At 61.6% G+C, this 22,396-nt stretch carries 16 protein-coding genes and 1 tRNA gene; 11 read left to right on the forward strand and 6 right to left on the reverse strand.

The features are described from left to right. Positions 1-33 precede the first annotated feature (33 nt). The 4 genes from VLA07_RS16590 (at position 34) to VLA07_RS16605 (ending at position 6,576) form a co-directional block, all read left to right on the forward strand. Positions 34-1,686, forward strand: a complete 1,653-nt coding sequence (locus VLA07_RS16590; protein WP_333989710.1) for a VRR-NUC domain-containing protein — start codon at positions 34-36, stop codon at positions 1,684-1,686. Then, positions 1,683-3,974 (forward strand): ATP-dependent DNA helicase, encoded by a 2,292-nt coding sequence (locus tag VLA07_RS16595; RefSeq protein ID WP_333989711.1) that lies wholly within the window; start codon positions 1,683-1,685, stop codon positions 3,972-3,974. Before VLA07_RS16590 ends, VLA07_RS16595 begins: the two co-directional genes overlap by 4 nt. 76 nt (positions 3,975-4,050) lie before the next feature. Then, on the forward strand, positions 4,051-5,973 hold the full coding sequence (locus VLA07_RS16600) for a hybrid sensor histidine kinase/response regulator (RefSeq protein WP_333989712.1): 1,923 nt from the start codon (positions 4,051-4,053) through the stop codon (positions 5,971-5,973). 66 nt (positions 5,974-6,039) lie between these two features. Beyond that, positions 6,040-6,576 (forward strand): hypothetical protein, encoded by a 537-nt coding sequence (locus VLA07_RS16605; protein WP_007967008.1) that lies wholly within the window; start codon positions 6,040-6,042, stop codon positions 6,574-6,576. Positions 6,577-6,630: 54 nt separating this feature from the next. On the opposite strand, the gene VLA07_RS16610 is transcribed toward VLA07_RS16605, so the two are convergent. From VLA07_RS16610 to VLA07_RS16630, 5 genes are all read right to left on the reverse strand, one after another. Next, positions 6,631-6,927, reverse strand: a complete 297-nt coding sequence (locus VLA07_RS16610) for a hypothetical protein (RefSeq protein ID WP_333989714.1) — start codon at positions 6,925-6,927, stop codon at positions 6,631-6,633. Positions 6,928-7,114: 187 nt separating this feature from the next. Then, positions 7,115-8,458, reverse strand: a complete 1,344-nt coding sequence (locus VLA07_RS16615) for a cation:proton antiporter (protein WP_027612796.1) — start codon at positions 8,456-8,458, stop codon at positions 7,115-7,117. 36 nt (positions 8,459-8,494) lie between these two features. Beyond that, complete coding sequence (locus VLA07_RS16620; RefSeq protein ID WP_247267444.1) at positions 8,495-9,106, reverse strand: Yip1 family protein; 612 nt, start codon at positions 9,104-9,106, stop codon at positions 8,495-8,497. Between the two features lie 87 nt (positions 9,107-9,193). Then, positions 9,194-10,051, reverse strand: a complete 858-nt coding sequence (locus tag VLA07_RS16625; RefSeq protein WP_166495796.1) for a glucose 1-dehydrogenase — start codon at positions 10,049-10,051, stop codon at positions 9,194-9,196. A gap of 197 nt (positions 10,052-10,248) precedes the next feature. Beyond that, positions 10,249-11,403 carry a MalY/PatB family protein gene (locus tag VLA07_RS16630; RefSeq protein ID WP_333989719.1) on the reverse strand — a complete coding sequence of 385 codons (1,155 nt, stop codon included), beginning with the start codon at positions 11,401-11,403 and terminating at the stop codon, positions 10,249-10,251. Positions 11,404-11,727: 324 nt separating this feature from the next. On the opposite strand from VLA07_RS16630, the gene fdnG reads away from it, so the two are divergent. The 7 genes from fdnG to VLA07_RS16665 all read left to right on the forward strand — a co-directional run bounded on the left by fdnG (position 11,728) and on the right by VLA07_RS16665 (position 20,799). Further along, positions 11,728-14,793, forward strand: a complete 3,066-nt coding sequence (gene fdnG / locus VLA07_RS16635; protein WP_147304812.1) for a formate dehydrogenase-N subunit alpha — start codon at positions 11,728-11,730, stop codon at positions 14,791-14,793. Beyond that, complete coding sequence (fdxH, locus tag VLA07_RS16640) at positions 14,794-15,729, forward strand: formate dehydrogenase subunit beta (RefSeq protein WP_333989723.1); 936 nt, start codon at positions 14,794-14,796, stop codon at positions 15,727-15,729. Beyond that, positions 15,726-16,391 carry a formate dehydrogenase subunit gamma gene (locus tag VLA07_RS16645; protein ID WP_202368235.1) on the forward strand — a complete coding sequence of 222 codons (666 nt, stop codon included), beginning with the start codon at positions 15,726-15,728 and terminating at the stop codon, positions 16,389-16,391. The genes fdxH and VLA07_RS16645 overlap by 4 nt, the downstream gene beginning before the upstream one ends. Positions 16,392-16,394: 3 nt before the next feature. After that, positions 16,395-17,321, forward strand: coding sequence for a formate dehydrogenase accessory protein FdhE (fdhE, locus tag VLA07_RS16650; protein WP_333989725.1), 927 nt, complete (start codon positions 16,395-16,397; stop codon positions 17,319-17,321). A gap of 49 nt (positions 17,322-17,370) precedes the next feature. Further along, positions 17,371-18,783, forward strand: a complete 1,413-nt coding sequence (gene selA / locus VLA07_RS16655; RefSeq protein WP_333989727.1) for an L-seryl-tRNA(Sec) selenium transferase — start codon at positions 17,371-17,373, stop codon at positions 18,781-18,783. Then, a complete protein-coding gene (gene selB / locus VLA07_RS16660) occupies positions 18,780-20,696 on the forward strand; it encodes a selenocysteine-specific translation elongation factor (protein ID WP_333990208.1) in 1,917 nt (638 codons plus the stop codon). Before selA ends, selB begins: the two co-directional genes overlap by 4 nt. A 7-nt stretch (positions 20,697-20,703) precedes the next feature. Continuing rightward, positions 20,704-20,799, forward strand: a tRNA-Sec gene (locus VLA07_RS16665). A 201-nt stretch (positions 20,800-21,000) separates the two neighbouring features. Here VLA07_RS16665 and VLA07_RS16670 read toward each other — a convergent pair. Next, positions 21,001-22,293, reverse strand: a complete 1,293-nt coding sequence (locus VLA07_RS16670; protein WP_333989729.1) for an OprD family porin — start codon at positions 22,291-22,293, stop codon at positions 21,001-21,003. Positions 22,294-22,396: the final 103 nt, after the last annotated feature.

Genomic DNA, 22,396 nt, shown 5'->3' on the forward strand with positions numbered 1-22,396 from the left:
ACCAGTATTCGCTCGCCATGGCCCTGAATTCCCGTGACTGCCAACCCGCTCGACGATCCGTTTTATTACCTCAACAACTTTCGGCAAGTGCTTGATTGGCTTGAGCTTCGCTATGCCGATGTGATGAGCGAATCCGAGCACGGCTTTATCCGCGACTTCAAGGCCTTGCCACGCACTTCGCAGGGTTTGCTGGTGCGCATGATAATGCGCAAGGGCGTGCATTTCCGCCTCGGCAAACTCAATTACCCGGAAATCGGGGACATCAGCGCTGCCGCGCAGCCGTTGCTCAGTCACGGCTGGCTCGACGATCAGGCTCTGTTGAGCGTGGCCGAAGTGTTCGACGTGTTGCTCAAGGCTGAACTGCTGCAGGCGTTCGGCAGCTTTATCAAGCAACCCAAGGGCCGCAAGGACGACTGGCTGCCGGCGCTCGCCGAGCAGTTCAGCGAGTCGCGCAGCCTCTGCGATTGGGCACCGACGCTCGGCGAGCGCTTGCTCAGCCTGACCATCATGGACCTGTGCGACCGCCTGCGTCTGATGTTCTTCGGCAACCTGTATCAGGACTGGTCGGAATTCGTCCTCGCCGACCTCGGGATCTTTACCTACGAAAAAGTCGAGTTCTGCTCCGACTCCCGTGGTCTGCGCAGTCGAGAGGACGTTGACGCCTGTCTGTTCCTGCATCAGTGCCAACTGCGTTTCGAAGCCGGTGAACCGTTGGAGCCCATTGTCGAGCAGGTCAGCGCGCTGCAGTTCGACAACCCGTGGCTGCAGCGGCGGCGCGGCAAGGTGCTGTTCCAGATCGGCCAGTATTGCGAGCGCGTCGCCGAGTTCGCCCTGGCGTTGAGCATTTACCGCGATTGCACCTACCCCGGCGCCCGTCAGCGAATGATCCGCGTGCTGGAGCGCTGTGGCGAATACGCACTGGCGCTGGAGCTCGCCAGCCTCGCCGAACAGGCGCCGGAAAGCGCTGCGGAGCAGCAGAGCCTGCAACGGATGCTGCCACGGCTGCGGCGCAAACTCGGCGGGCCGCCGCTCAAACGGGCAACGCCACGCCCGGTCGAGCGCCTCGATCTGCAACTGCCGCGCACTGATCCGGAATTGTCAGTGGAGTTTTACGTGCAGGCGCATCTACACGAAGACAGCGGCCCGGTGCATTACGTCGAGAACAGCCTGATCAACTCGCTGTTCGGCCTGTTGTGCTGGCCGGCGATTTTTGCGCCGTTGCCGGGAGCGTTCTTTCATCCGTTCCAGCGCGGGCCGGTGGATCTGCTCAACGAAGACTTTCAGCAACGCCGCGCCGAACTGTTCCAGGCCTGTCTCGACCAACTCGACGACGGCCGTTATGCGGCGACCATTCGTGAGCGCTTCGCCGCCAAATGGGGCGTGCAGTCGCCGTTCGTGTTCTGGGGCGCGTTGAATGAACAACTGCTGGAACAGGCGTTGGCGTGCTTGCCGGCCGAACACCTCAAGCACTGGTTCAATCGGCTGCTGCTCGACATCAAGGCCAATCGCGCCGGCATGCCGGATCTGATCCAGTTCTGGCCGCAGCACAAGACCTACCGGATGATCGAAGTCAAAGGCCCCGGTGACCGCTTGCAGGACAACCAGCTGCGCTGGCTGGAGTTCTGTCACCAACATCAGATGCCGGTCGCCGTGTGCTACGTGCAATGGGCGGAGCAGAGCGCTTGAGCTACAGCATTGCCGTCCGTGCCCTATGCGAGTTCACCGCCAAGACCGGCGACCTCGACTTGCGTTTTACCCCTTCGCCGACAGCCCTCGAAGGCATGCTCGGGCACCGCACCGTGGCCTCGCGGCGCAGCGACAAATACCAAAGCGAAGTGGCACTGGAAGGCGAGTTTCTGCAGTTGAAGGTCAGGGGCAGGGCGGACGGCTACGACCCGGCGCAGAACTGTCTGGAAGAAGTCAAAACCTATCGCGGCGACCTCAGCAAGCAACCGGCCAACCATCGGCAGCTGCATTGGGCGCAGGCGAAGATCTACGGTTGGCTGATGTGCCGCAAGCTTGAACTTGAGCAGATCAATCTGGCACTGGTGTATTTCGACATCGTCAGCGAAAAGGAAACCTGTCTGGTCGAGTCCTTCAATGCACCCGCCTTGCAGGCCTTTTTCGAACAACAATGCCGGTTGTTCCTGGACTGGGCCGAGCAGGAAATGGCCCACCGCGAGGCGCGCAATCTGGCCGCGCAGCAATTGAGCTTTCCCCACGCCGACTTTCGCCCCGGCCAGCGGCATCTGGCCGAATCGGTGTTCAAAGCGGTCAGCACCGGCCGTTGCCTGATGGCCCAGGCGCCCACCGGCATCGGCAAAACCCTCGGCACGCTGTTCCCCATGCTCAAGGCGCTGGCGCCGCAGCAACTGGACAAGGTGTTCTTCCTGACCGCCAAGACCCCGGGGCGCAAACTGGCGCTGGATGCCAGTCAGGTGTTGTTCGATCAGTCTGAACGCTTGCCGCTGCGGGTGCTGGAGATGGTCGCCCGCGACAAGGCCTGCGAATACCCGGACAAAGCCTGTCACGGTGAGTCCTGCCCGTTGGCCCAGGGCTTTTATGATCGCCTGCCCGCCGCCCGGCAAGCGGCCAGCCGGATCAATCTGCTCGATCAGGCGGCGATGCGCGAAGTGGCCCGTGAGCACACGGTGTGCCCGTATTACTTGAGCCAGGAAATGGCCCGCTGGGCCGACGTGGTGGTGGCGGACTACAACTATTACTTCGATTTCAGCGCGCTGCTGTTCGGCCTCGCTCAGCTTAACCAGTGGAAGGTTGCGGTGCTGGCGGATGAAGCGCACAACCTGGTCGAACGCGGGCGCTCGATGTACAGCGCCAGTCTCGATCAGGCCGCGCTGGCCAGTGTGCGCAAGACGGCCCCCGAGGTGCTGAAAAAATCCCTGCAACGGGTCAACCGCGAGTGGAACGCGCTGCATCAGCCGCAACTGGCGCCATATCAAGCCTACGACAAGGCCCCGGAGAAACTGCTGCAAGCAGTGTCCCTGTGCAGCGCGGCGATTGGTGATTACCTCAACGACCATCCGCAGGGACTCGACAGCACACTGCAAACCTTCTACTTCGACATGCTGCAGTTCGGCCGGGTGGCGGAGCTGTTCGACGAGCATTACCTGTTCGACATCAGCAAGCGCGACCTTGAGCGCAAGCGGCCGCTGTCGCAGTTGTGCCTGCGCAACGTGGTGCCGGCGGCGTTCATCGGCCCCCGGCTGAAAGCGGCGCGCAGCAGCGTGTTGTTCTCGGCGACGCTAAGCCCGCGGCGCTATTACGCCGACCTGCTCGGCACGCCCGCCGACACGGTATGCATAGACGTCGAATCACCCTTCAGCGCCGAACAGTTGCAGGTGCAGATCGTCAGCCGCATTTCCACGCGCTTCAATCATCGGCAGGCGTCGCTGGAGCCGATCGTCGAGCTGATCGCCCGCCAGTTCAGCGAGCGCCCGGGCAATTACCTGGCGTTCTTCAGCAGCTTCGATTACCTGCAACAAGTGCTGACGCTGCTCGCCGAACGCCATCCGCAGATCAATCTGTGGCAACAGTCCCGGGGCATGGCCGAAGGGCAGCGGCAGGCCTTTCTCGATCAGTTCACCGCCGACAGCCAGGGCATCGGCTTCGCCGTGTTGGGCGGTGCGTTCGGCGAGGGCATCGACCTGCCCGGAGCACGGCTGATCGGCGCATTCATTGCGACCCTGGGACTGGCCCAGCTCAACCCGGTCAACGAACAGTTGAAACGGCGCATGGCAGCGATTTTCGGTGCCGGCTACGATTACACCTACCTGTATCCGGGCGTGCAGAAAGTGGTACAGGCTGCCGGGCGGGTGATCCGTACGCGTCAGGATCGCGGCGTGGTGATGCTGATCGATGACCGCTTCGCCGAACCGCGCATTCAGCAACTGCTGCCACGCTGGTGGTCGCTCGGCACCGACTCGTCCTCAATCAACCCATTGATCACGCCGTGAATAGAAGCGCGTTTGCACCTTCCCATGGCGCCGGATTGCCGCATACTTGCGCTAATGAAAACCAGCGGTGAACCTGATGAGTGACAACCCGAGCAAAACTGCCGCGATCGAGGAGATGCGTTTTCGTCTGCTGATCGATGCGGTGGTCGATTATGCGATTTATATGATCGACCCGGACGGCATCATCACCAGTTGGAACTCCGGCGCCAAACGCTTCAAGGGCTACGAAGAGGCGGAAATTCTCGGCGAGCATTTCTCGCGCTTCTATACCGCCGATGATCGTGCGGCGGGCCTGCCGCAACGCGCGCTCGACACAGCGCTGCACGAAGGACGCTTCGAAGGCGAAGGCTGGCGGGTGCGCAAGGATGGCACCAGCTTCTGGTGCCATGTGGTCATCGATCCGATCATTGATCCCAACGGCAAACTGCTCGGCTACGCCAAGATCACCCGTGACCTGACCGACCGCAAGATGGCTGAGGAAACCCTCAAGCAAAGCGAACAGCAGTTTCGCCTGCTGGTGCAGGGTGTCACCGATTATGCGATCTACATGCTCAGCCCCGAAGGTCGTGTGAGCAACTGGAATCAGGGCGCCCAGCGGATCAAGGGGTACCAGCCGGAAGAAATCATCGGCCAGCATTTTTCGATTTTCTACACCCCGGAAGACCGTGTGGCCGGCGAACCGCAACGGGCACTGGAGATTGCCACCCGCGAGGGCCGTTTCGAGAACAAGAGCTGGCGCATGCGCAAGGATGGCACGCGGTTTCTGGCCCACGTGGTGGTCGATGCCATTCGCGGCGAAACCGGCACGCTGCTCGGGTTTGCCAAGATCACCCGCGATGTCACCGAAGCCCATGAGTCGCAAGTGGCGCTGGAAAAGACCCGCGAAGCGCTGTTTCAGGCGCAGAAGATGCAGGCCATCGGTCAGCTCAGCGGCGGCATCGCCCATGACTTCAACAATCTGCTGACGGTGATTCTGGGCAATCTGGAGATTCTGCAAAAGCGCATCGGTGACGATCCGAAAAACAGCCGTCTGCTGGAAAACGCCACGCAGGGTGCGTTGCGTGGCGTATCGCTGACCCAACGCATGCTGGCCTTCGCCCGCCGTCAGGAACTCAAGACCGAGCCGGTCGATATTCCCCAACTGGTGCAAGGCATCACCGGACTGTTGCGCAGCTCGATAGGCCCGGGGATTCGCATCGAGACACGCTTTCCCGAGGATCTGCAACCGGTGCTGGCCGACAGCAACCAACTGGAACTGGCGTTGCTCAATCTGGCGACCAACGCCCGCGACGCCATGGTCGACGGTGGCAGCCTGTGCATTACCGCGCAGCCGGAAGTCGTGCTTGAGCAAAGCCATTCGTCAATGGCGGCCGGGCACTATGTGTGCCTGAGCGTGATCGACACGGGCGAGGGCATGGACGAAGCCACGCTGGGTTCGGCCAGGGATCCGTTTTTCACCACGAAGGGCGTGGGCAAGGGTACCGGGCTGGGCCTGTCGATGGTGCATGGCTTTATCGAGCAACTGGGCGGCCGTTTCATTCTCAAGAGCGAAAAAGGCCATGGCACCCGCGCTGAAATGTGGATACCGGTGGCGCTGGCCGGGGAGACGACAAAAAACCTCTACCCGGCGGTCAAACCGGTGTTGGTGCCGCGCCTCAGCGTTCTGGTGGTGGACGACGATTCGCTGGTGATGACCAGCACCACGCTGCTGCTCGAAGACCTTGGCCATCGCGTGATCAGCGCCACGTCCGGTGCCAAGGCGCTGGCGTTGTTCGAGCAGGGCGAAGTCATCGATCTGATGATCACCGACATGGCCATGCCGCAGATGAGCGGCGCGCAACTGGCGCATGCGGTGCGTTTGCTCAAGCCGGATCTGCCGATCATTCTGGCCACCGGTTACGCCGAACGTCTGGAAGGCTTTGCCGCGCAATTGCCGCGTCTGCCCAAGCCATTCACCCAGCTCAACCTGGTGGAAATCATCGCGCAGTCGATGAAGTGAATCCGCCTGAACTTGTCCGTGGCGAGGGCCTTCTAAAAGGTTTCCCCGCCACGGAGTGCGCGTCCCTTGCCTCGCATACTGACTGAGCCCAGCGCTGAAGAGCACCTGACTGAACACGATGCCAAGATGTTCGGCTCACCCAAGGAACGCCTGGATTTCTATCGCAAGGAAATCCAGTACGAAACCAGCATCCTCGCCAATCGCACCGATGCCTATCTCGCGGCGCAGTCGTTTCTGGTGATTGCCTTTGCTTCGTGCATGGCCAACCTCAACCCCGAGTGGGGCAAGCTGTTCACGCTAGTGGTGCCGCCGTTTCTCGCACTGCTCGGGCTGCTCAGTTCGCTCAACGCCTGGCCGGGCATTCGTGCGGCCTATGACATCATCGATCACTGGCACTACAAGCAAAGCGAGTTGTTGCGCAGCGAGCCGATCATGGGCATGGCTTACGACGAGTCGCCGCTGTTCAGTGAAATGGAGTCGAGCCACAAGGGCTATCGCAAGTCGCTGTTGTTTTCGGTGCGCACGCCCTGGATTTTCGCCACGTTCTGGATCCTGCTCGGGGCTTACGCGGTGTTCATTCAGGTGACCAACCCCGGGGGCTGAACGCCGCCCAAAGAGAAAGCCCGGACATCGCTGCCGGGCTTTTTCTTGTGCGCTTTATTCGACGGTTTCAAGTTGCCGACGCAATTCCTGCGAGTGATGCGGTGACATTGGAATCGGCGGGAAGTCTTCGTTGAGGACGCACAAGTGATCGATGGCTTCCTCGAACTTCCCATCGGCTTTGCGGCGCATTGCTCGATAGTACTCAAACTGTTCGAGGTCCAGATTGTCCGCTTCCAGCAGCTCGTAAGCCGCTCGGTTGAGGGCGTGGGCATCTTCGAACAGTTGACGATTGCGTTCCAGGGCCAAAGCCCTGCAAGCCTTGATTTGTGCCGGAGTCGAGCATTCTTTCATGACCGTGACCTTGTTATCCAAAGATTCCTCTTCATGGGCTGCAAGCCGCAGGGGAACCGAACCTGCCGGACCTCGCCGAGTGCATCCAGCGAGGGGTTATGGTTGTGACTGTCGGTTTTGGCCGAGGGATCCATTTATTTTCAGAAAAAACTTCGATGGATTTCCCGACATATTGCCGCCGGAAAAATCAGTTTTTTCGTTTTTGCCGTTGTTCGTAGCGCGCCAGCAGCGGCTGCGTGCTGATGCCATGCAGCAAAATGCTCAATGCCACCACGGACAGGGTGATGTTGGTGCACAACGTCGCGACTGAAGGACTCAGCCCGTGGTTCAAGGCATAAAACAGATAGAACAGACTGCCGATCCCGCGAATGCCGAACCAACCGATCAACAGCCGTTGACCACCGTCGAGCAAAGTGCCCCATGGCATCAGCGCAACGCAGGCCGGACGCACCACGCAGAACAGCACCGCGCCAATGACCAGTGCGCGCCAGTCCCAATGCGGCACCAGTACCACACCCAGCAAGGTCACCAGAAACACTTCCATGGCCCGTTCCACCAGACTGCCGAATGAGAGCATGTCGCCCATCATGATGCCGGCGGCGACCTGACTGCTCTCCAGTCGTTCGGTATCGCCGTGCACCGCGTGCTGCGGTTCGATGTTCTGGTGGCCGACCACCGGTTGCACCAGATGTTCGGCGGGCGGCTGGCTGGCGCCGGTGGATTTGACTTCTTCCTGACGCAAGCCGAGGCCGGCGGCGAATACCGACAGAAAACCATAACCGCCAATCGCATCTGCGCCGACGTAAGCCAGGGCAATCAGCGACAGCGCCAGATAATCATTCGGGCTCAGGGTGCTGTCGTCGTTACGAATGCGCAACGACAGCGTCAACCGACCGATGCCGCGACCCATCCAGTAACCGGTGAGCAAACCGACCGGCACCGCCCAGAGCAAACCGTGCAACACCCAATCGGTCAGGGCGCCGGGTTGCGCGTCGGCCTGCAACAGCAGCAAGCCGAGAATCACGAATGGAAAAGCGATGCCGTCGTTGAGCCCGGCTTCACCGGACAGACCGAAGCGTACGCTGTCGACATCCCGCGCATCGTTGACCTGCACCAGCGCGGCCAGTACCGGGTCGGTCGGCGCCAGCATCGCCCCGATCAGCAGCGACGGCCCCCACGACAGTTGCAGGCCCCAGTGCAGCAACACGCTGACCCCGGCGATGGTCAACACCATCACCGGGCCGGCCAGCCCGAACGCAATCCGCCAACGCTTGTCGCGCAGCGGCAGACGCAACTTCAGCCCGCAGACAAACAGCGAAAACAGCACCGCCACTTCCGTGAGGTGCTCCATCCACACCGAGGCGTTTTCCAGTGACAGCTTCAGCAGATCCAGACCGCTGGGGCCGATGCCGATCCCCAGCAGCAGGCACACGGCCGAAGTGGTGACCGGCATCCAGCGCAGGTACGACGAGGTCAGCGCGAGGGTCAGCAACACCGCGCCAAGCACCGCGACCCAGATGACAAAGCTCATGTTCGGCCGTCCATCGACGACAGCGTTGGCACCGGGTTAACCAACGGTAGTTCGCAAGTACTCGGGCGCGAGCACGTTGAACCACAGCAGAATCATCGACACCAGAATGGTCACCATCACCAGCAGGCCGACGCCCCAGACGCAAGCCGAATACAGCAGGCCCTGTTCCTTGCGTTCATGCATGAACGTCGGCAGGCCGACGAACAGCAGGAACGTCGAATACACCGACGCGGCACCCAGCACCAGAATCGCCAGCCAGCGACTTGGATAAAGACCGGCGATACCGGCGACGAAAAACGGCGTCACGGTATAGGCAGCGAAACCGATGCACTGGTTAAGCGTGGGGCGCGCGTCGAACGTACGCGACATCCAGCGGATGAACCCGCCGATGACCGCGACCCCGGCGACAATCGCCACATACAGCAGAATGCTCAGTTGCAGCGCACTGGCCGTGCTCAAGCGCACGGTCTCGCCGGCTGCCAGACTCCAGCCGACATACGTGGTACCGAGGAACAGACACACGGCGGGAATCAGCGCCAATAGCAGCAGATGCGCCAGATAGTGGCGGGGATGGGCTTCTTCCTCGCGGCGGATGTCAGTCCAGGCGAAGTTGGGCTGAGTGAAGAGTTTGATGAGCGGGGCGGACATGACGACCTCCTGATCCTGCGGACCGGTTGGGGCTCTTAAAGGTATGGAGGGACGTCATGCCGCCAGGTTCAGTTTTTCTCGCGCCGCTCAGAGCATCGGCTTGCCGCCGGTAACGCCATAGCGCTGCCCGGTGATGTAACTGGCTTCATCGGAGGCCAGCAGCACGTAAATCGGCGCCACTTCCACCGGTTGCCCCGGGCGGCCGAGCGGGGTGTTGCCGCCGAAGTTCTGCACTTCCTCATCGGGCATGGTCGAGACGATCAGCGGCGTCCAGATCGGCCCTGGGGCCACGCAGTTCACGCGGATCTCTTTCGGCCCGAGGATCTGCGCCAAACCGCCGGTGAAGTTGGCAATCGCGCCCTTGGTGGTGGCGTAGGCGAGCAGGGTCGGTTTGGGCATGTCCGAGTTGACCGAGCTGGTGTTGATGATCGAGGCACCGGGACGCATGTGTTTGATCGCCGCCTGGCACAGCCGGAAAATCGCCGTGATGTTGACGTCGAAGGTCATCACCCATTCATCGTCGGGGATTTCTTCGAAGGTTTCGTGGGTCATCTGGAACGCGGCGTTGTTCACCAGAATGTCGATGCGCCCGAAGCGTTCGACCGTCTTGTCCACCAGTTCCTGGCAGTGGGCCTTGTGCGCGAGGTCGCCGGACAACAACAGGCATTGACGGCCCGCCTGTTCGACCCAGCGCGCGGTCTCTTTGGCATCGTCGTGTTCATTCAGATAAGCCACGACCACGTCCGCACCTTCACGGGCGAAGGCAATCGCCACGGCGCGACCGATACCGCTGTCGGCGCCGGTGATCAGCGCAATCTTGCCAGCCAGCCGCCCGGAGCCGACGTAGCTTTGCTCGCCGCAGTCGGGGTACGGCTGCATTTTGCTTTGCGCACCGGGGACGGCTTGGGCTTGTGCGGGGAAGGGTGGTTTTGGGTAATCGGTCATCACAAATCTCCGAGGTTCTCAGGGCAGGTATGGGTGGTTGACCCGGACGGTTTGCCGTGAGTTCGATCGAATTTTGGATGACCACAAAACCATTGTAGGAGTGAGCCTGCTCGCGATGGCGGTGTATCAGCCGACATTAATGTGGAATGTCAGTCAGCTATCGCGAGCAGGCTCACTCCTACAGATTGGTGGTGTTTTCAGATATTGCGGTTTGTCAGGGCGCGCTCCATGCGGTTGATGCCTTCTTCGAGCAACGACCGCGGGCAGCCGAAGTTCAGGCGCACGAATTGTTGGTGCTGATCGCCGAAATCCAGACCGGGGCTCAGGCCGACTTTGGCCTGTTCGAGGAAGAACTGTTGCGGATTGTCCAGGTCCAGCGCCGAGCAATCGAGCCACGCCAGATACGTCCCTTGCGGCACATTGATCGTCACCCCCGGCAAGCGGTTGCGCACCGCATCCACCAACCAGTCGCGGTTGGCCTGCAGATAGGTTTTCAGTTCGGCCAGCCACGGCGCACCTTCGCTGTAGGCTACGCGGGTGGCTTCCATGCCCAGCGGGTTGACGCTGTCGACCATGCCGCAACGGGCGTGGTTGACGCGCTCGCGCAGGGCGGCGTCCTGGATGATCATGAACGAGGTCTTGAGGCCGGCGATGTTGTAGGCCTTGCTCGCCGACATCAGGGTGATCGTGCGCTTGGCGATTTCCGGGCTGAGGGACGCGGTCGGAATGTGCACGCGGCCGTCGAAGCACAGCTCGGCGTGGATCTCGTCGGAGATGATCCAGGCGTCCTGTGCCGCACAGATATCCGCTACGGCTTGCAGCTCCTCACGGCCAAACACCTTGCCGATCGGGTTGTGCGGGTTGCTCAGGAGCAGGGCGCCGCCGCCGTTCAGCGATTCGCGCAAGGTCTCCAGCGGGGTGGCGTAGGTGCCATCGGCCTGAGTTATGAATTCCAGCTCGACCTTGTTCAGCCCCCAATGCCCCGGCGCATGCCGCAGCGGCGGGTAGTTCGGCACCTGCACCACAACATTCTGCTGCGGCTGCACCAGCGCTTTCAAAGCCATGTTGAAACCGGATTCAACGCCCGGCAGGAAGATCAGCTCCTGCGGTTTGACCTTCCAGGCGAACTTGTCCCACAGGTCGGCGACGATCGCCTCACGCAAGTTGTCCTGCGCCACGCTGTAACCCACCAGTGGGTGCAACAGACGCTGCTGCAACGCCTCGATGATCACCGGTGGCGCGGCGAAATCCATATCAGCGACCCACATCGGCAACACATCCTCCGGGTAGCGGCTCCACTTGATGCTGCCGGTGTTGTGGCGGTCGAATAGCTGATCAAAATCGAAAGTCATGCGCGGTCTCGTGAAGGCGGGTTGTTCATGGGCGCCATGATAAACCCATGACACTTTGGGGATACACAAAACCTGTGGGAGCGAGCCTGCTCGCGAAGGCGGTGTGTCAGTCAATATTTGTCTCAACTGACAGGGCCTCTTCGCGAGCAGGCTCGCTCCCACAGGTTTTCCAGGGCATGACCGATTGTCGCCGACGGTCGGTTTTCACACAGAGTGTGTGGTCATTGTCTACAGTGAAAAAGCCGGCAGGCATTCTGCCGTAACCGTGTTTGTCCAGAAAAAGCCCGGCTCAAGTACCGGGTTCCACCTGATCAGGAGTGCACGATGGATCTCAGCCGTCGTCAATTCTTCAAGGTCGCCGGTATCGGCCTTGCAGGCTCTAGCCTGGGCGCGTTGGGCATGGCCCCGACGCCTGCCTTCGCCGAGCAGGTGCGTCACTTCAAGCTTGCCCACACCCATGAAACCCGCAACACCTGCCCGTATTGCTCGGTCGGTTGCGGGTTGATCATGTACAGCCAGGGCGATGCCGCGAAGAACGTCGCGCAAAATATCATTCACATCGAGGGCGACGCCGACCACCCGGTCAACCGCGGCACCCTGTGCCCGAAAGGCGCGGGCCTGCTGGACTTCATTCACAGCCCGGGCCGTCTGCAATACCCGCAAATGCGCAAGCCCGGCAGCAGCGAATGGACCCGGATCAGCTGGGATGAAGCACTGGATCGCATCGCCGACCTGATGAAGGCCGACCGCGACGCCAACTTCATCGAGAAAAATTCCACCGGGCAAACGGTGAATCGCTGGCTGACCACCGGGTTCCTCGCCGCGTCGGCCGCGTCCAACGAAGCCGGTTACATCACCCAGAAGGTGATTCGCAGTCTTGGCATGCTGGGGTTCGATAACCAGGCGCGTGTCTGACACGGCCCGACGGTGGCAAGTCTTGCCCCGACGTACGGCCGTGGTGCCATGACCAACACCTGGACCGATATCGCCAACGCGAATCTGATCCTGGTTATGGGTGGCAACGCAGCAGAAGCGCATCCGTGCGGCTTCAAATGGGTGACCGAGGCCAAGGCGCACAACGCTGCCCGGCTGATCGTGGTCGACCCGCGTTTTACCCGGACCGCTTCGGTGGCCGACTATTACGCGCCGATCCGCACCGGTACCGACATCGCCTTCATGGGCGGATTGATCAATTACCTGCTGACTCAGGACAAGATCCAGCACGAATACGTGCGCAACTACACCGACGTTTCGTTCATCGTCAAAGCCGGGTTCAGCTTTGAAGACGGCATCTTCAGCGGGTACGACGCGGCCAAGCGCAGCTACACCGACAAATCCGGCTGGGGTTACGAGTTGGGCGAGGACGGCTTCGTCAAGGTCGACCCGACCCTGCAGGATCCACGCTGCGTCTATCAATTGATGAAGCAGCATTACAGCCGCTACAACATTGAGCTGGCGAGCCAGATCTGTGGGATGCCGGTCGATGCCATGCAGAAAATCTGGGATGAGATTGCCACGTGCTCCACGCCGGGCAAGACCATGACCATCCTCTATGCACTCGGCTGGACGCAGCACTCGATCGGCGCGCAGATCATCCGCAGTGCGGCGATGGTGCAACTGCTGCTGGGCAACGTCGGCATGCCGGGCGGCGGGGTCAATGCCTTGCGCGGACACTCGAACATTCAGGGCCTTACTGACCTCGGGTTGTTGTCCAATTCGCTGCCGGGTTATCTGACCCTGGGTGGCGATGCCGAGCAGGACTACAACGCCTTTATCAAAAAACGTACGCAAATGCCGTTGCGTCCGGGGCAGCTGTCCTACTGGCAGAACTACAGCAAATTCCACGTCAGCCTGATGAAGTCCTGGTACGGCGCCAACGCGACGCTGGAGAACAACTGGAATTACGACTACCTGCCGAAACTCGACATTCCGAACTACGACGTCCTGAAAATGTTCGACCTGATGAGCCAGGGCAAGGTCAACGGCTACATGTGCCAGGGCTTCAACCCGATCGCTGCGTTGCCGGACAAGAACCGGGTGATGGCTGCGCTGGCCAAACTCAAATGGCTGGTAGTGATGGATCCGCTGGCCACCGAAACCTCGGAGTTCTGGCAAAACGTCGGGCCGTACAACGACGTGAAAAGCGCCGAGATCCAGACCGAAGTGATTCGCCTGCCGACCACTTGCTTTGCCGAGGAGGACGGCTCGCTGGTCAACAGCAGTCGCTGGCTGCAATGGCACTGGAAAGGCGCCGACGGCCCCGGCGAAGCGCAGACCGACATCCGCATCATGAGCGAACTGTTCCTGCGTCTGCGCAAGCGCTATCAGGCCGAGGGCGGCAAGTTCCCCGATCCGCTGCTGAACCTGTCGTGGCCGTACAAGATCCCCGACGAGCCATCGCCGGAGGAGCTGGCCAAAGAGATCAACGGCAGCGCCATGGTCGACTTCACCGATGCCAGCGGCGTGGCGGTCAAGGCCGGCTCGCAACTGGCCGGGTTCGGGTTGCTCAAGGACGACGGCAGCACCGCGTCCGGTTGCTGGATCTTCGCCGGCAGCTGGACCGAGGCCGGCAACCAGATGGCCCGGCGTGACAATGCCGACCCGTATGGCATGCATCAGCATCAGGGCTGGGCCTGGGCGTGGCCAGCCAACCGGCGGATCCTCTACAACCGCGCTTCGGCGGACGTCGCGGGCAAACCGTGGGATCCGAAAAAACGTCTGGTGTGGTGGAACGGCAAGGCCTGGGGCGGCACCGACGTGCCGGACTACAAGGCCGATGTGCCGCCGGAAGCGGGGATGAACCCGTTCATCATGAACCCCGAAGGCGTGGCGCGGTTCTTCGCCGTCGACAAGATGAACGAAGGGCCTTTCCCCGAGCACTACGAGCCGTTCGAAACGCCGATCGGCATCAACCCGCTGCACCCGCAAAACAAGAAAGCCACCAGCAACCCGGCGGCGCGGATCTTCGATTCGGTCTGGGAAAGCCTCGGCGAAGCCAAGGACTTCCCGTACGCAGGCACCAGTTACCGGCTGACCGAGCACTTCCACTTCTGGAGCAAGCATTGCAAGTTGAATGCGATTGCCCAGCCCGAGCAGTTCGTCGAAATCGGCGAAGTGCTGGCGAAGGAGAAGGGCATCGCGGCTGGAGATCGGGTGCGGGTCAGCTGCAAACGCGGGTTCATCGAGGCGGTGGCGGTGGTGACCAAACGCATCCGGCCGCTGCAGGTCAACGGCCAGGTGGTGCATCAGATCGGTATCCCGCTGCACTGGGGATTCACCGGCCAGACGCGCCACGGTTATCTGACCAACACCCTGGTGCCGTTCCTCGGCGATGGCAACACACAGACCCCGGAATCCAAGTCATTCCTGGTCAACGTGGAGAAACTGTAAATGGCCAGCCAAGACATCATTGCCCGCTCGGCCACCACCACGGTGCCGCCCTCGGTGAGGAATCAGGAGGCGGTGGCCAAGCTGATCGACACCACCAAATGCATTGGCTGCAAGGCCTGCCAGGTCGCCTGCTCGGAATGGAACGAGCTGCGCGACGAGGTCGGCCACAACCACGGCACCTACGACAACCCGCAGGACCTGAGCGCAGAAACCTGGACCTTGATGCGCTTCACCGAACACGAAACCGACGCCGGCAACCTGGAGTGGCTGATCCGCAAGGACGGCTGCATGCATTGCGCCGAGCCGGGTTGCCTGGCGGCATGTCCGAGTCCCGGGGCGATCATCAAGCATGCCAACGGCATCGTCGATTTCGATCAGGATCACTGCATCGGCTGCGGTTACTGCATCACCGGTTGCCCGTTCAACATTCCGCGCATCTCGCAGAAGGATCACAAGGCCTACAAATGCACCTTGTGTTCCGACCGCGTCGCGGTAGGGCTGGAGCCGGCCTGCGTGAAAACCTGTCCTACCGGCGCCATCGTCTTCGGCACCAAGGAAGACATGAAGGAACACGCCGCCGAACGCATCGTCGATTTAAAAAGCCGTGGCTTCGACAACGCCGGGCTGTATGACCCGGAAGGCGTCGGCGGCACTCACGTGATGTATGTGTTGCACCACGCCGACACGCCGAAGATCTACGCCGGGTTGCCAGAGGCGCCGGCCATCAGCCCGCTGGTGGGCTTGTGGAAAGGCATCAGCAAACCGTTGGGCCTGCTGGCGATGGGTGCGGCGGTGCTCGCCGGTTTCTTCCACTATGTGCGCATCGGGCCGAATCGAGTCGAGGAAGATGATCATCCGGCGCCACCGGATACTTCGGTGCACGTCGTCGATCCGGCGGTGCACACCTTCGATCCACGCGGGGAGGACCGGCCATGAGCAACAAGACGATCCTGCGCTACACCGCCAACCAGCGCACCAATCACTGGCTGGTGGCGATTCTGTTCTTCATGGCCGGGCTGTCCGGGCTGGCGTTGTTTCATCCGTCGATGTTCTGGCTGACTAACCTGTTCGGCGGCGGGCCGTGGACGCGAATTCTGCACCCGTTCATGGGCGTGCTGATGTTCGTGTTGTTCCTCGGCCTGGTGTTCCGCTTCTGGCGCGCGAACTTCTTCATCGACAACGACTGGAAGTGGATGCGCCGCATTGATCGGGTATTGGTTAACGACGAGGAAAGCGTGCCGCCGGTGGGCAAGTACAACGCCGGGCAGAAGATGCTGTTCTGGACTTTACTGCTGTGCATGCTCGGTTTGCTGTTCACCGGTCTGGTGATCTGGCGCGCGTATTTCAGTGCTTACTTCGGCATCACCGTGATCCGCTGGGCCATGCTCCTGCATGCGCTGGCCGGGTTTGTACTGATCCTCAGCATCATCGTGCACATCTACGCAGGCCTGTGGATCAAGGGTTCGGTGGACGCGATGCTGCATGGCTGGGTCAGCCGCGCCTGGGCCAGGAAACACCACGAACTGTGGTATCGCGACATCACCCGCGATGAACGCAATCCGGACGTACCGGAGCGACCGATCACCAAAAAGGGCTGACTTTTGGCAACCATTCTTGAACCCGGGGAAATCGAAGCGGCGGCCAGTTCGCCGCCGTTTCTGCACCTGCCGCCGCACAATCTGTTCACTTTGCGCGCCCAGCGCCTGGAGCAATTGGCTCACGGGCATCCGCTGGCCGATTACCTGCGACTGATCGCCGGATTGTGCCGGGCTCAGCAGCAGGTTTTCGACGATCCACCGCTGACGGCACCGTTTGATCAGCAAAGGATCGAAGCCTGTCAGTTGCATGGTTTGCCGCCGTTTGCTGCCGACACATTGGTGCGCGAGGAGGGCTGGCAGGTTTATCTGGATGCTCTGTTGCAACGCTATGTGCCGCCCGATCAACCCGCCGTAGTCGACGCGCTCGCCACACTGCGCAGCGCCAGTGCCGGCCAGTTGCGTGCGTGGGCGGTGGCGTTGGTCAGCGGTCAATATTCGATGGTGCCGGCACAGTTGGTGCCGTTTCTCGGCGCCGGGCTGCAAGCGGCGTGGAGCCACTGGCTGCTCAGCGCACCGAACCTGCAACTGAAACCCGGCGACAGCCTCAGCCAGTGCCCGGGCTGTGGTTCACCAGCGATGGCCGGGGTGATCCGCCATCGCGGAAAACACAACGGCCTGCGCTATCTGGTGTGTTCGTTGTGCGCCTGCGAATGGCACGTGGTGCGGGTCAAGTGCGTGTATTGCGAGTCGAGCAAAGGCCTGGATTACCTGAGTCTTGAGGATGATCGGCATGCGGCCAATCAGGCGCCGATTCGGGCGGAAGTCTGCCCAGGCTGCAACAGCTACCTGAAACTGGTCTATCTGGAGAACGATGCCGAAGGCGAAGCGTTGTCGGCGGATCTCAGCAGCCTGCTGCTCGACATGCGTCTGGCGCAGGACGGTATTCAGCGTCTGGCACCGAATCTGATGCTGGCGCCGGGAGACGAATGACCAGAACGTCTACACTCGCCGGACAGTCTTGTTTTTTCGGGAGTGGCTGATGTCTTCGAGCGTTGCCCTGCGGTTGCCTTCCATTGATGGTTTGTTGCGTCACCCGGCCTGTGTGCCGTTGGCCGAGCGTTATGGTCGCGAGTCGTTGCTGGCCAGCTTGCGCCAGTTGCTCGATGAGTTGCGATCCAGCGTGTTGAACGGCCAATTGTCAGCCGTCGAAATCAGCCCTGACGTGCTCGCCGGGCGGGTTGGTGAGCGTCTGGCCCAGCAGCAGCGCAGCAACGTGCGGCGGGTGTTCAACCTCACCGGCACGGTGCTGCACACCAATCTTGGCCGGGCGTTGTTACCGGATGAAGCCATCGACGCGGTGCAGATGGCCGCACGTTATCCGCTCAATCTGGAATTCGATCTGGCGACCGGCAAGCGCGGTGATCGCGACGACCTGATCGAAGGCCTGATCCGCGAACTGACCGGCGCCGAAGCCGTCACCGTGGTCAACAACAATGCCGCTGCGGTGTTGCTGACGCTGAACAGCCTCGGCGCGCGCAAGGAAGGCATCATCTCGCGCGGCGAACTGATCGAAATCGGTGGCGCGTTCCGCATCCCCGACATCATGGCCCGCGCCGGTGTGCGCCTGCATGAAGTCGGCACCACCAACCGCACCCACGCCCGCGACTACGAAGCGGCGATCAGCCCGCGCAGTGGTTTGATCATGCGCGTGCACGCGAGCAACTACAGCATCGAAGGCTTTACCGCCCGGGTGCCCACCGCCGAACTGGCCGAGCTGGCCCATCGGCACGGCTTGCCGCTGCTGGAGGATCTGGGCAGCGGCAGTCTGCTGGACTTGACCCGTTGGGGCCTGCCGGCGGAACCCACAGTGCGCCAGGCGCTGCTCGACGGTGCAGACATCGTCACCTTCAGCGGTGACAAATTGCTCGGCGGCCCGCAGGCCGGGTTGATTGTCGGGCGCAAAGAACTGATCGCGAAGATCAAGAAGAATCCGTTGAAACGCGCCTTGCGTGTCGACAAGTTGACCCTGGCGGCGCTGGAAGCGGTGCTTGGCCTGTATCGCGATCCGGATCGCCTCGCTGAACGTCTGCCGAGCCTGCGGCTGTTGACTCGCCCGCAAGCCGACATTCTCGCCCAGGCCTCTCGTTTGCAACCGGCGATGGCTGAAGTCTTGGGCGAACCGTGGCAGGTCAGCGCCGTGCAGGCGTTGGGCATGATCGGCAGCGGCAGCCAACCGGTGGCGCGGTTGCCGAGTGCGGCGCTGTGCTTGCGCCCGCAAGTGTCCAAGCGTTTGCGCGGGCGTTGTCTGCTGAATCTGGAAGCTGCGTTGCGTAATTTGCCGATTCCGGTGCTGGGTCGAATTGACGACGACGCGCTATGGCTCGATCTACGCCAACTCGATGACGAGCCGGCGTGGCTGGCGCAGTTGCCGCAGTTGCAGGTCGAGTCGTGATCGTCGGCACCGCCGGGCACATCGACCACGGCAAGACCTCGCTGCTGCAAGCCCTGACCGGGCAAACCGGCGACCGCCGCCCGCAGGAACGCGAGCGTGGGATGACCATCGACCTCGGTTATCTCTACGCGGAACTGGAAGCCGGTGCCGGGCTGACCGGGTTCATCGACGTGCCGGGCCACGAGAAATTCACCCACAACATGCTTGCCGGGGCGCAGGGCATTGATCTGGTGTTGCTGGTGGTGGCGGCGGACGACGGGGTGATGCCGCAGACCCGCGAGCATCTGGCGATTGTCCAGTTGTTGGGCATTCCCCGGGCGCTGGTGGCGATCACCAAATGCGATCGGGTTGAAGCGGGCAGGGTGGAGGAGGTGCAGCGGCAGACTCTCGATCTGCTCGAAGCCGGGCCATTCGCCGATGCGCCGACGCTGACGGTGTCGAGCGTGACCGGGCAGGGCGTCGATGAACTGCGCCAGAGCTTGCTGCAGATTCAAAGCGAAGTGCATGAGCGCAGTCGCGATGGTGGTTTTCGCCTGGCCATCGACCGCGCCTTCAGCGTGGCGGGCGCCGGGATTGTGGTCACTGGCACGGCGTTGTCGGGCACGGTGGGTGTCGGGGACAAACTGGCCCTCGGGCCGTCCGGGAAATCGGTGCGGGTGCGAGGACTGCACGCGCAAAATCAGGCCGCCGAGCAGGCCTTCGCCGGGCAACGGGTGGCGCTGAACATCAGTGGCGATCGATTGACCCTGGAGCAGATCCATCGCGGCCAATGGCTGTTGGCCGAATGGCTGCATGCGCCGACGCAACGGGTCGATATCGAATTTCAACTGCTGCCCGGTGAGCGCACCTTCGAACACTTTCACCCGGTGCATGTGCACCTCGGTACGCAAGACATCATCGCCCGCGTGGCGTTGCTCGAAGGCCCGCGCTTGAGTCCCGGTCAGCGCATGTTCGCGCAATTACTGATCAACGCCCCGGTGCACGCGGTGAAGGGCGATCGCCTGATCCTGCGTGACCACAGCGCGCAACGCACCCTCGGTGGCGGTCAGGTACTCGACCCGTTCGCCCCGGCCCGTCAACGCCGCAGCCCGGAGCGGCTGGCACAACTGCAAGCGCTGGTGGGCAGCGATAGTCTTGAACAAGCGCTGCCGCTGTTGCTCGACCACAGCGCTGGCGGCCTCGATCCGCAACGGCTGGAGCGTCAATTCAATCGTCAGCGTGAAGACTGGGCGCTACCAGCCAACGTGCGCCTGATCGACACCCGCCAAGGGCCGGTGCTGTTCAACGTGCAGCGCTGGGGGCAGTTGAAGTTCACCCTGCTGGAGCAACTGGCGAAATTGCACGAGCTGGAACCGGACCAGATGGGACCGGATCGCGACCGCCTGCGACGCTTCAGTGGTCTGGCGCTGGAGCGCTCGACCTTTGTCAGCCTGCTGGAAGAACTGCGCGCCGCCGGATCGATCAACGCCAGCGGGCCGTGGTTGCATCTGCCGGATCATCAGGTGCGTTTGAATGCCGAAGACGAAACCCTGTGGCAGCGCATGCAGCCGCTGTTCGAGCAGGCCGGGTTTGATCCGCCGTGGGTACGTGATGTCGCCAAAGTGTTGGGCGTGGAAGATGCGATGGTGCGCCTGCTGTTGCGCAAACTGGCGCGCTTGGGATTGATGCACCAAGTGGTGCGCGACCTGTTTCTGTCTGACGGGCAACTGCGGCGCATGGCCAACATTCTGTTGCAACTGGAGCAGGAAAATCCGTCGATCCAGGTGACAACCTTCCGTGATGCGCTAGGCTTGGGACGCAAACGCTGTATTCACTACCTGGAATACTTCGATCGCCTCGGCCTGACCCGGCGCATCGGCGAATCCCGGGTGATCCGCCACGACAACGCGCTGGCCAGTGCCGACGCACCCTGAGTTCAAAGGAAGGCAATCGCGCCCGGTGGCGCGGCCGGGCTTCAAACCCGGTTGGGGACGGCATCCGTTCCCGGGCAGGTTCGACTCCGGCTGCCTTCCGCCAATTACGCAATATTCCAAACCTCACCCAATCCCCCCCCCCCTGTGGGAGCGGGCTTGCTCGCGAATGCGGTAAGTCATTCAACGTCTATGTCGACTGATCCGCCGCTTTCGCGAGCAGGCTCGCTCCCACAGGGGATTGGTTTTCCAGTCGATGGATTCGTAGGGCGACATCGGGCCAGAGGCTGGGTTTAACCACCAGCCATCAGAACCCCAACGGGTACTGAATCACTAAATAAATCCGGTCGATATCATCCCCGGCCTGTGCCTCGTTGGCCCGGTGCGAGACATGCGACAGCTGCACCGACAGGTCCTTCGCCGTGCCCGATTGCACGATGTATTTCAGATCGATATCCCGTTCCCAATGCTTGCCGCCAGCGCCTTGCTGCGGCTGATAGTCGCCAGTCTCGGCATCGAACGGGTTGTACGCGCCGCCCTTGGGCGCGTGAGTGCCGTCGATGTGGTCGCCGGAGACGTAGCGGGTCATGAAGGTCAGGCCAGGGATGCCGAAGGCGCCGAGGTCAAGGTCGTAGCGTGCTTGCCAGGAGCGTTCGCCGGCGCCGTTGAAGTCGGCGTATTTGATCGAGTTGGCGAGGTAGATCGAGTCGCCGCCCACGAAGTCGAACGGCGTGTCGCCATTGATGCGTTGCCAGCCGAGCATGATCGCGTGCGGGCCGAAACTGTACTTGCCGGACAGGCTGAACGCGGTGTTGTCGATCGCCCCGGCCAGCGCCCGACCGGTATCGCGGGTGTGGTAGAGGTTGGCATCGAGCAACAGGCCGGACTGTTTGAAGTGCAGATTGGCGTAGTACTGATGCCAGGTGTCAGTCAGGTCCGAGGCGTAAAGCGATCCACCGACCGGACTGTCGCCGAACAGATCGGCGCCGAGAAAACTGATTCCGCCAGCCTCGGTAGTGGCGCCGTAACCGGAAAAGTCGCCGTGGCTCGAAGAGCTGTCCTGATTCTTGAATGCGGTGAAGTGGCCGGCCGTGAAGTTAACGTTGTCGATTTCACGACTGTTCACTAGCAAACCTGTAGCGTATTCCGGTTGCAGGCGCTTGTCCGAGGTGTCGAACACCGGCGTTTCCACCGTCATTTCGCCAAACGCGAGGGTAGTGCGTGAAGCTTTCAGTTTGAACGCGCCGCCAGCGCTGGAGTAGTTCGGTTCACTGCGACCATTGCTGTCGACCGGCAACAGACCCGTGCCGGAATGTCCTTTGCCGCCATCGAGTTTCAGGCCGAGAAAGGCATGGGCATCGATGCCGAATCCGACAGTGCCTGGCGTGTAGCCAGAGGTGAACGTGCCGATAAAGCCCTGGGCCCATTCCTGTTTATAGTTTTTGCCGGAGGGAGAGGGTGAGCGGTAGTCGTTGCTCAGGTAGAAGTTGCGGCTGAGCACTTCGGTTTTGGCGTCGTCGAAGAAGTCATTGGCCAAAGCACTGTCGCTCGCTGCGCAAAGCAGTGCCAACAATGCAAAGCGTGGTGTTGAGGGAGCCATCGTGAGAGACCGACAATCAGGGAAGGTCTGCTGATGATGGGCAGGATCAACCGGGCTGGATTGAGCCGATGTGCTGAGTTCAAGCCATTCCTGATTTCCTTGT

The sequence above is a fragment of the Pseudomonas sp. S3(2024) genome, from assembly GCF_036861315.1.
Lineage (GTDB): Bacteria > Pseudomonadota > Gammaproteobacteria > Pseudomonadales > Pseudomonadaceae > Aquipseudomonas > Aquipseudomonas putida_A.

Excerpts from the sequence above, each read along its gene's own strand:
- VLA07_RS16600 (WP_333989712.1), top strand. The coding sequence starts at position 4,051 with ATGAGTGACAACCCGAGCAAAACTGCCGCGATCGAGGAGATGCGTTTT.
- VLA07_RS16610 (WP_333989714.1), bottom strand. The coding sequence starts at position 6,927 with ATGAAAGAATGCTCGACTCCGGCACAAATCAAGGCTTGCAGGGCTTTG.
- VLA07_RS16615 (WP_027612796.1), bottom strand. The coding sequence starts at position 8,458 with ATGAGCTTTGTCATCTGGGTCGCGGTGCTTGGCGCGGTGTTGCTGACC.
- VLA07_RS16620 (WP_247267444.1), bottom strand. The coding sequence starts at position 9,106 with ATGTCCGCCCCGCTCATCAAACTCTTCACTCAGCCCAACTTCGCCTGG.
- VLA07_RS16625 (WP_166495796.1), bottom strand. The coding sequence starts at position 10,051 with ATGACCGATTACCCAAAACCACCCTTCCCCGCACAAGCCCAAGCCGTC.
- VLA07_RS16630 (WP_333989719.1), bottom strand. The coding sequence starts at position 11,403 with ATGACTTTCGATTTTGATCAGCTATTCGACCGCCACAACACCGGCAGC.
- fdxH (WP_333989723.1), top strand. The coding sequence starts at position 14,794 with ATGGCCAGCCAAGACATCATTGCCCGCTCGGCCACCACCACGGTGCCG.
- VLA07_RS16645 (WP_202368235.1), top strand. The coding sequence starts at position 15,726 with ATGAGCAACAAGACGATCCTGCGCTACACCGCCAACCAGCGCACCAAT.
- selA (WP_333989727.1), top strand. The coding sequence starts at position 17,371 with ATGTCTTCGAGCGTTGCCCTGCGGTTGCCTTCCATTGATGGTTTGTTG.
- VLA07_RS16670 (WP_333989729.1), bottom strand. The coding sequence starts at position 22,293 with ATGGCTCCCTCAACACCACGCTTTGCATTGTTGGCACTGCTTTGCGCA.